Genomic DNA, 1,129 nt, shown 5'->3' on the forward strand with positions numbered 1-1,129 from the left:
GAAGGGGTTCGCTCGACTTGCATGTGTTAGGCACGCCGCCAGCGTTCATCCTGAGCCAGGATCAAACTCTCAATAATAATTTGACCTGCTCAGATACTATCGTTATCTTTAATATCTGGCTTTATATGGTTTGTTTCTTGTTTTCTTATAAATTAACCTACTGTTTAATTTTCAATGTTCTTTTGTTGTTTTATCTTCTTGCTTTGTTAGTTTCGTTTGCCGCTCTTTCGAGGACAAGTATTACTATATCAAATTCTTAAATCTAAGTCAATACTTTTTTTAAACTTTTTTCAAAAAAGCTTAATTTTTGAATTTTGAATGGATTCGAACATAATGTTGTCAACTTGTAAATGTTTGGCGTGTACTCTTTTCCAGCATACAAACACACTATGTCATCAGCGCCATATACAATCTTTTTTTATATAATAGTTCCCAATAATAAAATTTCTTAAATTTTTATATTTATCTTATTTCTGACTTTGACTTTACTCTTCGCACAACAAAGTCTTAACACATGAAGCTTTTAAGTATTTAGATTAAAATAAAGGATTAATGGTTGAATTTCGAATGGATATGAGGATGATGATTGTAGACGTCTTATATGGGGACTATTAGCCGCCTATAAGCTCATGACATTGTCATCATCTTATATCTCGTCTTAATGTAATAACGTCCTAAAACACCATATAATCTACGGTTAGACAAGAAGGAAATCAAAGAAGCAAAAACAAATATTAACTAAAAATATTTAGATCTTAATATTGATCTTAATATTGATCTTAATATTGATCTTAATATTGATCTTAATATTGACTTTGACCCTCCGGCAACACAGTCCTAACGTAGGAAACTTTTAAGGTTTTAGAATTAAATAAAATAGAGGGTTAATAGTTAATCAAAAACTAAAAAAAGGACTAACGTGGCTACGTCTTACTCTCCCAGGCAGTTTCCCACCAAGTACCATCAGCGCAAGAGAGCTTAACTTCTGTGTTCGGAATGGGAACAGGTGTATCCTCTCTGCTATAGTAACCACATAATCTTTTAATTAGAGTTAGTACTCTAAAAACTACATATATAATTTAGTAAATCATCTAAAATCAGGTCAAGTCCTCGATCTATTAGTATCGAT

Annotated in this window: 2 rRNA genes; both read right to left on the reverse strand. The window is 31.8% G+C overall.

What is annotated here, in order from left to right:
• Positions 1 to 77, reverse strand: a 16S ribosomal RNA gene (locus tag T473_RS0115735); the annotation flags it as partial.
• Positions 78 to 917: 840 nt separating this feature from the next.
• Positions 918 to 1,034, reverse strand: a 5S ribosomal RNA gene (gene rrf / locus T473_RS0115740).
• Positions 1,035 to 1,129 lie beyond the last annotated feature (95 nt).

It is taken from the genome of Clostridioides mangenotii TR (genome assembly GCF_000498755.1).
Lineage (GTDB): Bacteria > Bacillota > Clostridia > Peptostreptococcales > Peptostreptococcaceae > Metaclostridioides > Metaclostridioides mangenotii_A.